The organism is Achromobacter semiaridum (assembly GCF_053543755.1).
Genome location: NZ_JBLVOL010000121.1, coordinates 56,577 through 65,661, shown reverse-complemented (window position 1 = coordinate 65,661; position 9,085 = coordinate 56,577). Strand labels below are relative to the sequence as shown.

Genomic DNA, 9,085 nt, shown 5'->3' with positions numbered 1-9,085 from the left:
GGTCAACGCGGCGGGGTCGCCGCCGATGCGGGCAATGCCCTGGGCCAGCGATTCGCCGGCGGGGTTGCAGGCGGCCAGCATGTCCGCCGACAGCTGGCCGCTAAGGGCGCGGCTGCCCACGCACGAGATGCCGTAGTCGCTGGGTTCTTCGGATAGGAAGTCGATGACTTCAAAGGGGTGGTCAAGTTCGATGCCGTGCTCGTTCAGCGTGTGCGCCACTTCGATGCCGGCCAGCACGCCGATGATGCCGTCAAAGCGTCCGCCTTCCATCACGGTGTCGCAGTGCGAGCCGGTGGCGATGGGCTTGCGCGCCGGGTCGCGGCCGGCGCGCGTGCCGACCAGGTTGCCGCCCGCGTCCAGACGCGTGGCCAGGCCGGCCTCTTCGAATTGGCCGCGCAACCAGGCGCGGGCGTCGTCGAACAAGGGCGAAAAGGCGCGTCGTGTCCAGGGGACGTCGGGCAAGGTGAACCGGGACAAGGCTTCAACGCGGGACCACAGGCGGTCGGCATTGAGGGGCGGGAAGGCGGGGGAGGGGGAAGTCGGGTGCGGCATGAAAATTCCTGAAGATGCGCCAGGGATTATGTCATGGCGTGTGTAGCCGCTATCCCCGCCATGGTCTCAAGGGCGCTGTCGCCAGGACGGCTCGCGCTTTTCCAGGAAAGCCGCCACGCCTTCGCGCGCTTCATCGGTGGCGCGGCACGCGGCGATGCGCTCGACCGTGTCGGCGATCAATTCGGCGTCAATGGCCCGGCCCGCAAAATCGCGTACCAGCCGCTTGCTGGCCTTGACGGCGTCCGGCCCGTTGGCGCACAGCGCGCGGCAGATGGCGTCGGCGGCGTCGGCCAGGGCGTCGGCCGGCACCACATCGTGCACCAGCCCCAAGCGCAGCGCGGTGGCGGCGTCGAAGCGTTCAGCGGTCAGGAAATACCGGTTGGCGGCGCGCTCGCCCATGGCGCGGATCACGTACGGGCTGATGGTGGCGGGCAGTAGCCCCAAGCGCGTTTCAGACAGGCAGAAATGCGCGCCGTCGGCCGCGATAGCGATGTCGCAGGCCGACAGCAGGCCCATGCCGCCCGCGTAGGCGTCGCCGTTCACGCAGGCCACCACGGGCTTCGGGCACGCCCAGATCGTGTGCAGCATGTCGGCCAGCCGGGTCGCATCCTGGCGGTTGTCCACATCCGTGTGCGTGGCCATTTTGCGCATCCAGTTCAGGTCACCGCCCGCGCAGAACGCCTTGCCCGCGCCTGTCAGCAGCAGCACGCGCACGCCGGGATCTTGCGCGGCATCACGCACGGCGCCGGTCAGCGCGGAGATCAGCGTTTCATCGAAGGCGTTGCGCATGTCCGGCCGGTTCAGGGTCAGTCGAACGATGGCGCCATCGCGCGCGACATTCAGCGGGGCTGTCGAAGTCATGCGGGTCTCCTGGATTGTTGATTTGTGCTCAAGAAGTGGGGTGCTGCAATCCAATAATTCTAGGACGGAATCGGGATTTCTGGGATGCGTTGGACAGAAATATTGAGTTATCCTCAAAAAAATACCTTTAAAAAAATACCTTCAAAAAAATAATGGAGCGAGGCATGAACCCAGAATCGAATGTGCAAGCCAACCCCGCCTCGGGCTATGCCTCTGGCTTTACAGCAGACCCGACACCGGGCGGCCAAGCCGCCACGTCGCGCTATGCCTCGGTGTTCAGACCGGGGCTTTTCGATGGCAAGACCGTCGTGGTGACTGGCGGCGGCAGCGGTCTGGGCCGTTGCACCGCGCACGAGCTGGCGTCGCTGGGCGCGAACCTGGCGCTGGTGGGCCGCAAGCTGGAAAAGCTGGAAGCGGCGGGCGCGGAAATCGCTCGCATCTACCCCGAGGCCGCCGGCGGACTCAGCCTGCATGCCTGCGACATCCGTGATGAAGCCGGCGTGCGCGGCGCGGTGGCGGACGTGCTGGCGCGGCACGGCGCTATCGACGGCTTGTTCAATTGCGCGGGCGGGCAGTTCCCCGCGCCGCTGGACCGCATCAGCCTGAACGGCTGGAACGCGGTCGTGCAGAACAACCTGCACGGCACCTTCCTGATGGCGCGCGAGGTCTACACCCAGCACATGCGCCAGCACGGCGGGTCCATCGTGAACATGCTGGCCGATATCTGGGGTGGCATGCCCGGCATGGGGCATTCAGGCGCGGCGCGCGCCGGAGTCTGGAACCTGACCGAAACCGCGGCGTGCGAGTGGGCCTATGCGGGAGTGCGCGTGAATGCGGTCGCGCCGGGCTGGATCGCCTCCAGCGGCATGGACAGCTACGACGACCACTACCGCGCGGTGCTGCGTGAACTGAAGACCAAGGTGCCGTTGCAACGGTTTGGCACCGAGGCCGAATTGGCGGCGGCCGTGGTGTTCCTGCTGTCGCCCGCAGCCGCCTTCATCAACGGCACGGTCATTCGCGTGGATGGCGGCGTGCCGAACGCGCGCCATTCCTGGACCTTGCAGGCGGCCGAACGGGGCGAGGTCTACAACGGCTTTCCTCAGTACGTGCCGCCGTCCTTGTTTGGCGATGCGGGCGATGCAGCCGACGCCAACCCTTCGGCCGTCTCTTCAGACGCGTGAAGCCGGTGCAGGGCGTCGCGCACCTCGCCCCGGAACTGCGCCAGCGCCAGCGCGTCGCGGTGCGGCGGTTGCAGGGCCTGCCACAAGAACCCGACCAACTGGTCGGCGGTGGCGGCCACGTTCACCCGCGCGCCGCGCAGCATCGCATCCCACAGCACGTGCTCCATCGGGCCATACACCGTGGACCGCAGCAAGCGCAGCGGCATGTCTTGCCGGATGTCGCCGTCGGCCTGTCCCTGTGCCAGGATGCGCATCAGCGGCGCCGTATAGCGCCGTTGCAGCCCCGCGTAGACCTCGCCGAAATCGTCGTTACGCGCGCGCCCTTCGGACAGGATGAAGGCGCACAGCCCCGGGCCTTCGGCCAGCAGATGCCGCAAATGGGTATGCACCAGGTAATGCAGCTGCGCCCGCGCCCCGTGCACGTGCGGCAGGTTGTCTTCCACTTTGGCGATGATTTCGTCATACCAGTCGCCGATCACCCGCACGCACAATTCACGCTTGCCGCCGAAGTACGTGAAGATCGTGGCTTCGGACACGCCCAGGCGCTGGGCGATCTCGGTGGTGGTGGCGGCCTGGAAGCCGGCCTCGGAAAACACCTGCCGCGCCATGTGCAGGATGTCGCGTATGCGCTGTTCGGACTTGGCGCTGGCAGGCGGGCGGCGGATCGGAACGACGGGGGTTTTTTCCATGCGGACGGCAAAAGGGCGGTGGGGCGAGGCTTATTATTGAGCCAGGGTCAAGCAAGTTCAGCAAGCCCCGGGCGATTTCCATAACAACATCAGAGACAAAACCATGCTGTCCCGAAAGGAATCCTACAAGCAGCTTGTGTCCGAATTCCAATGGCAGGTGCCGGACACCTACAACATTGGCGTGGACGCCTGCGACAAATGGGCGGACGGCAGCGGCCGCCTGGCGCTGATCTTCGAAAAGAGCGACGGTGCGCAAACGCGTTACTCGTTCGATGACATCAAGGCGCAGTCCAGCCGCCTGGCCCACAGCCTGATCCGCCATGGCGTGCGGCGCGGCGACCGCGTGGCCGTGTACCTGCCACAGGCGCCTGAAACGGCGGTTACCCACATCGCCGTTTACAAAATGGGCGCGGTGGCGGTGCCCTTGTTCACGCTGTTCGGCGTGGACGCCATTCAGTACCGGCTGGCCAACAGCGGCGCGGCGGCGCTGGTGACGGACACCGAGGGCTGCCGCAAGCTGCGCGAGATACGCGCCAGCCTGCCCGGCCTGAAGGTCATTTATTGCATTGATGGGGATGGCGACGGCGCCGCCGTGCCGTTCCATCCGGCACTGGCCGCGGAATCGGACGTTTTCGAACCGGTCTCCACGCGCGCCGACGACCCCGCCGTGATCATCTACACGTCCGGCACCACGGGCAAGCCCAAGGGCGCGCTGCACGCGCATCGCGTCCTGCTGGGCCACTTGCCCGGCGTGGAAATGTCACACGAGTTCTTTCCCGAAAACGCCGCCCTGATGTGGACGCCGGCCGACTGGGCCTGGATCGGCGGGCTGCTGGATGTGCTGCTGCCCGCGTGGCACCACGGCGTGCCGGTGCTGGCGCGCCGCTTTGAAAAGTTCGACGGCAGCGCCGCGCTGGAGCTGATGGCGCGCCACGGCGTCACCCACACATTCCTGCCGCCCACCGCGCTGAAGATGATGCGCGGGGCCGCCTACCCGGACGGCGCCGGCGCGCTGGCGCTGCGCTCGGTGGCCAGCGGCGGAGAATCGCTGGGCGCCGAGCTCATCGACTGGGGCCGCCGCGTGCTGGGCGTGACCATCAACGAGTTCTACGGCCAGACCGAATGCAACATGCTGGTGTCATCGTGCTCGTCGCTGTTCGACCCGGAAATCGGTTCCATCGGCCGCGCCGCGCCGGGCCACCGGGTGGCTATTGTGGATGACCAGGGCGTAGAAGTGGCCGATGGACAGGAGGGCAACATCGGCGTATTGCGCGCGGACCCCGTCATGTTCCTGGGCTACTGGAACAACCCCGAGGCCACCGCCGAAAAGTTCGTGGGCGATTATCTCCTGACGGGCGACGTGGGCGTGCGCGACGCGCGCGGCTTTATCCGCTTTGTTGGCCGCAACGACGACGTCATCACCAGTGCGGGCTACCGCATCGGCCCCGCGCCCATCGAAGACTGCCTGATCGGCCACCCCGCCGTACGCATGGCGGCCGTGGTGGGCGTGCCCGATGAACAACGCACCGAGATCGTCATGGCCTATGTTGTGTTGAATGACGGCGTCACCGGCGACGACGCCTTGGTGCGCGACTTGCAGGCGCATGTACGCACCCGTCTGGCCGCCCATGAATACCCGCGCGCCATCCGGTTTGTAACCAGTTTGCCAACCACGGCGACCGGCAAGATCATCCGCCGAGAGTTGCGCGACGGGAGCTACCGTTGAGCTCGTCTCAACCCGTGACAATCTCGTCCATGAGGATGGGTTGACGGGTTGCCCCGCGCTGCAAGTATGATGGCGCAAATTACATACGGCCCCACGCAATTGGGGCCGTATCACCATTCGTCTAAGCATGGAGATAGCCCCAATGAATAAGCCATTGGATGGGGGGTTGGCAGCGTTGAACGTGCCCGCCTACGTCAAGCATCGCGGCCTGATCGACTGGGTAGCCAGTTTTGTAGCACTGGCCAAGCCCGACCGCGTGGTCTGGTGCGACGGCTCGCAGGAAGAATACGACCGCCTGTGCGAACAGATGGTCCAGGCCGGCACGATGCGCAGGCTCAACCCCGCCAAGCGGCCGAATTCCTTCCTGGCGTGCTCGGACCCGTCCGACGTGGCGCGTGTGGAAGACCGCACCTTCATCTGTTCCGACCGCGCCGAAGACGCCGGCCCCACCAACAACTGGGCCGATCCGGCTGAAATGCGCGACACGTTGAACGGCCTGTTCGACGGCGCCATGCGCGGCCGCACGCTGTACGTCGTGCCGTTTTCGATGGGCCCCTTGGGCTCGGACATCGCCCACATCGGCGTTGAGCTGTCCGACAGCCCCTATGTGGTCGTGAACATGCGCATCATGACGCGCATGGGCAAGGCCGTGTACGACGTACTGGGCACCGATGGCGACTTCGTGCCCTGCGTGCATTCCGTGGGCAAACCGCTTGCCGCCGGCGAAGCCGATGTGCCGTGGCCGTGCAACCCCACCAAGTACATCGTGCATTTCCCCAAGAGCCGCGAAATCTGGAGCTTCGGCTCGGGCTATGGCGGCAACGCGCTGCTGGGCAAGAAGTGCTTTGCGCTGCGTATCGCGTCCACCATGGGCCGCGACCAGGGCTGGCTGGCCGAACACATGCTGATCCTGGGCGTTACCTCGCCCAAGGGCCGCAAGTACCACGTGGCGGCGGCATTCCCGTCGGCCTGCGGCAAGACCAACTTCGCCATGCTGATCCCGCCGCAAGGCATGGACGGCTGGAAGGTCACCACCATCGGAGACGACATCGCCTGGATCAAGCCCGGCCCCGACGGCCGCCTGCACGCCATCAACCCGGAGGCCGGCTATTTCGGCGTGGCCCCGGGCACCAGCGAACAGACCAACTTCAACGCGATGGCCACGTTGAAGGCCAACGTCATTTTCACCAACGTGGCGCTGACCGATGATGGCGACGTCTGGTGGGAAGGCATGACCGACACGCCGCCCGCGCACCTGATCGACTGGCAAGGCCAGGACTGGACGCCCGCCATCGCCCGCGAAACCGGCCGCAAGGCCGCGCACCCGAACGCGCGCTTCACCGCGCCGGCCGCGCAATGCCCGTCCATCGACCCCGAATGGGAAAACCCGAAGGGCGTGGTCATCGACGCGTTCATTTTTGGCGGCCGCCGCTCGACCACCGTGCCGCTGGTGACCGAGGCCCGCAGCTGGGTCGAAGGCGTATACATGGCCGCGACCATGGGCTCGGAAACCACCGCTGCCGCCGTCGGCCAGCAGGGCGTGGTGCGCCGCGACCCCTTCGCCATGCTGCCGTTCTGCGGCTACAACATGAGCGACTACTTCAACCACTGGCTCAAGCTGGGCAAGCAACTGGAAGCCACCGGCGCCACCTTGCCGCGCATCTACTGCGTGAACTGGTTCCGCAAGGGCCCCGATGGCAAGTTCGTCTGGCCGGGCTTTGGTGAAAACATGCGCGTGCTGCGCTGGATGCTGGGCCGTATCGACGGCGAATCCAAGGGTGTGGACCAGGTGTTCGGCGTATCGCCCAGCTACCAGGACATCGACTGGACTGGCCTGGAGTTCACGCCCGACAAATTCGAGCAGGTCATGTCGGTGGACGCCGACGCCTGGCGCGACGAGCTGGCGCTGCACCACGAACTGTTCGGCCAACTGTCCCAAGGCTTGCCGGAAGACCTGCCCGCCACCAAGACCAAAATCGAAGGCCGTCTGGCCGCCTGAGTCTGACTTGGTCCTAGAAGCCCGCGTGCCCAGTAGGCGCGCGGGCTTTTCTATTTCATGATGAACACTTCGTTGGGGTATCTAAGGAGTAGTCGTCGTGACGAAGTGGAATCTGGGCGAATCCGGCAGTCGGGCAGGGTGCGCAATGCCCGCCGATGCAGCACCGGCGCGTGACTTGCATATGGCCATCGTGGCGGATATGGAGTCCTTCCTGATGCAGCTGGACGTCGGCCTTGCGTTCGTGGCCCGGCAAAAGCGCCTGCGCATCGACAACGACGAACACACGCTGGACTTGCTGTTCTTTCACCGCAAGCTTCGGCGGCTGGTGGCCATTGTGATGACGCTGGACGAGTTCTCCGTGATCAGCCAGCCGCAGGTGGAATCCTGCCTGCGCCGGCTGGACAAATCCGACCGCCAGGCCGAAGAAGCGACGCCGCTGGGCATGATCATGTGCGCCGGTACGCAAACCGAATACATCCAGCTGCTTGAACTGACGCCATCCGGCGTGCAAGCGGCGCAATATCCCACCGACCTGCCGCCCCGCGCGGTGCTGGCGCAGCGCTTGCAGCAAGCCGCGCGGCGCTCCCGCGCGCGAATCGAGCAACGCGCGCCGCAATCCAGGCACAATGCCGTGATGAAACTCGACCCGGAAGACCTGGCCAAGATCACCGCGCTGACCTTGGCGAACTACGAAGAGAACGCCGAGGCGTTCGCGGCCAACACGCGCGGGCACGACGTCACGCAGAACATCGCCGCGCTGATGCGCCACATCCATGTCGAGCCGCCGTACGACATCCTGGATCTGGGCTGCGGCCCCGGCCGCGACATGATGGCGTTTGCCGCGCTGGGCCATCGGCCGGTGGGGCTGGACGGCACGCATAGCTTCGTCAAGATGGCCCGCGCCGCGTCCGGCTGCGAGGTCTGGCATCAGGACTTCCTGCAACTGTCGCTGCCCGCAGAACGTTTTGACGGCATCTTCGCCAACGCCGTGCTGTTCCACGTGCCCGGCCAGGAATTGCCGCGAGTGCTGCGCGAGCTATGGTCCGCGCTGCGTCCCGGCGGCGTGCTGTTCTGCTCGAACCCCCGTGGCGGCAACCAGGAAGGCTGGAACCGTGGGCGCTACGGCGCCTACCACGACCTGGAAGGCTGGCGCGCACTGATGGCGGGCGCCGGCTTCGAAGAACTGGAACACTATTACCGCCCCGACGGCCTGCCGCGCGACCAGCAGCCGTGGCTGGCGACGGTATGGCGCCGTCCGGGGTAGGGCGCCGGGTTCAACTGCCGGCTTCCTGGCGCCGGTCGCCCGAAGCCGGTCGCCCGCGGCCGGTCGCCCAAAGCCGGTTCCACGGCCTTGCGCGGTTACTGGACGGGGCGGTTCAACGGATGCGCGATGCCTCCGTCGCCATAGCTTGTGATGACTTCGGCAATGACCACCTGATAACCGCGTAGCCACTTGTTCTGCTGCCGTTTGGCCTTGAGGTGATCCTTGTGGTCGATCAGCTGCTGAAGGGCTTCGCGGTTACTCCAGTAATACACGTTGGATACCAGGCCCGTCGCCGGATTTTCCCAGGCTTCCTCGCCCAGATAGCCGGGAATGGACCGCGCGACGGCCGCGATGGCGTTGTCCATTTCGTGGAAGGCGCTGTCGTACTCGCCGGGCATGAATGTGAAGGTTGCGGTGTACATAAAGGAAAAAGGCAGGGGAAAAAACCAAGCAGAAGCCAAGCGGAAATCAAGCGCAAAGCCGCGCAGACACAGACAAGAAAAAACGAGACTATGACGCACCTCTGGCACAATGAAAACGTCCAGTCCGATTGATTTTTTTCAAGCCAGTTAAGCCGCTCATGCCTACGTCCCCGGCCAAGCCCCCAGCCGACACCAGCCGCCGCATCTATGAACGCATCAGGGCGCAGATCCTTGATGGCACCTTGCGCGCGGGCATGCCCTTGCCTTCGACGCGGGCGATGGCGCTGGACCTGGCGGTGTCCCGCACCACGATCACGACGGTCTACGAACAGCTGGCCGCCGAAGGCTACGTTGAGACCAGCCTGGGCCGCCGCGCGCGCGTGGCGGCCCG

Annotated in this window: 9 protein-coding genes and 1 pseudogene; 6 read left to right on the top strand and 4 right to left on the bottom strand. The window is 65.6% G+C overall.

The genetic code is table 11. The annotated features are described in order from the left end of the window. Together ACNPP0_RS25470 and ACNPP0_RS25465 are read right to left on the bottom strand one after the other, a co-directional pair. On the bottom strand, positions 1-552 hold a 552-nt coding region (locus ACNPP0_RS25470; protein ID WP_527893040.1), incomplete at its 3' end, for a zinc-binding metallopeptidase family protein. 66 nt (positions 553-618) lie between these two features. Then, on the bottom strand, positions 619-1,413 hold the full coding sequence (locus ACNPP0_RS25465; RefSeq protein WP_448707358.1) for an enoyl-CoA hydratase/isomerase family protein: 795 nt from the start codon (positions 1,411-1,413) through the stop codon (positions 619-621). Between the two features lie 164 nt (positions 1,414-1,577). Between ACNPP0_RS25465 and ACNPP0_RS25460 the strand changes: the two genes are divergently transcribed. Further along, positions 1,578-2,594: an SDR family oxidoreductase gene (locus ACNPP0_RS25460; RefSeq protein WP_448707357.1), complete on the top strand. Its 1,017-nt coding sequence runs from the start codon at positions 1,578-1,580 to the stop codon at positions 2,592-2,594. Here ACNPP0_RS25460 and ACNPP0_RS25455 read toward each other — a convergent pair. After that, positions 2,513-3,283 (bottom strand): TetR/AcrR family transcriptional regulator, encoded by a 771-nt coding sequence (locus ACNPP0_RS25455; RefSeq protein ID WP_332607441.1) that lies wholly within the window; start codon positions 3,281-3,283, stop codon positions 2,513-2,515. The two genes, ACNPP0_RS25460 and ACNPP0_RS25455, sit on opposite strands and share 82 nt — an antisense overlap. Positions 3,284-3,386: 103 nt before the next feature. On the opposite strand from ACNPP0_RS25455, the gene ACNPP0_RS25450 reads away from it, so the two are divergent. The 4 genes and pseudogenes from ACNPP0_RS25450 to ACNPP0_RS25435 all read left to right on the top strand — a co-directional run bounded on the left by ACNPP0_RS25450 (position 3,387) and on the right by ACNPP0_RS25435 (position 8,272). Then, positions 3,387-5,009: an acyl-CoA synthetase gene (locus ACNPP0_RS25450; RefSeq protein ID WP_448707356.1), complete on the top strand. Its 1,623-nt coding sequence runs from the start codon at positions 3,387-3,389 to the stop codon at positions 5,007-5,009. Positions 5,010-5,151: 142 nt separating this feature from the next. After that, a complete protein-coding gene (locus ACNPP0_RS25445; RefSeq protein ID WP_046804555.1) occupies positions 5,152-7,008 on the top strand; it encodes a phosphoenolpyruvate carboxykinase (GTP) in 1,857 nt (618 codons plus the stop codon). Between the two features lie 145 nt (positions 7,009-7,153). After that, positions 7,154-7,543 (top strand): annotated as a pseudogene (locus ACNPP0_RS25440) (PDDEXK nuclease domain-containing protein); the annotation flags it as partial. 99 nt (positions 7,544-7,642) lie between these two features. Then, on the top strand, positions 7,643-8,272 hold the full coding sequence (locus ACNPP0_RS25435; protein ID WP_448707365.1) for a class I SAM-dependent methyltransferase: 630 nt from the start codon (positions 7,643-7,645) through the stop codon (positions 8,270-8,272). Positions 8,273-8,367: 95 nt separating this feature from the next. On the opposite strand, the gene ACNPP0_RS25430 is transcribed toward ACNPP0_RS25435, so the two are convergent. Continuing rightward, positions 8,368-8,694 carry an antibiotic biosynthesis monooxygenase family protein gene (locus tag ACNPP0_RS25430; RefSeq protein WP_448707355.1) on the bottom strand — a complete coding sequence of 109 codons (327 nt, stop codon included), beginning with the start codon at positions 8,692-8,694 and terminating at the stop codon, positions 8,368-8,370. Between the two features lie 158 nt (positions 8,695-8,852). Between ACNPP0_RS25430 and ACNPP0_RS25425 the strand changes: the two genes are divergently transcribed. After that, positions 8,853-9,085: GntR family transcriptional regulator (locus tag ACNPP0_RS25425; protein ID WP_448707354.1), on the top strand; the 233-nt coding region annotated here is incomplete at its 3' end.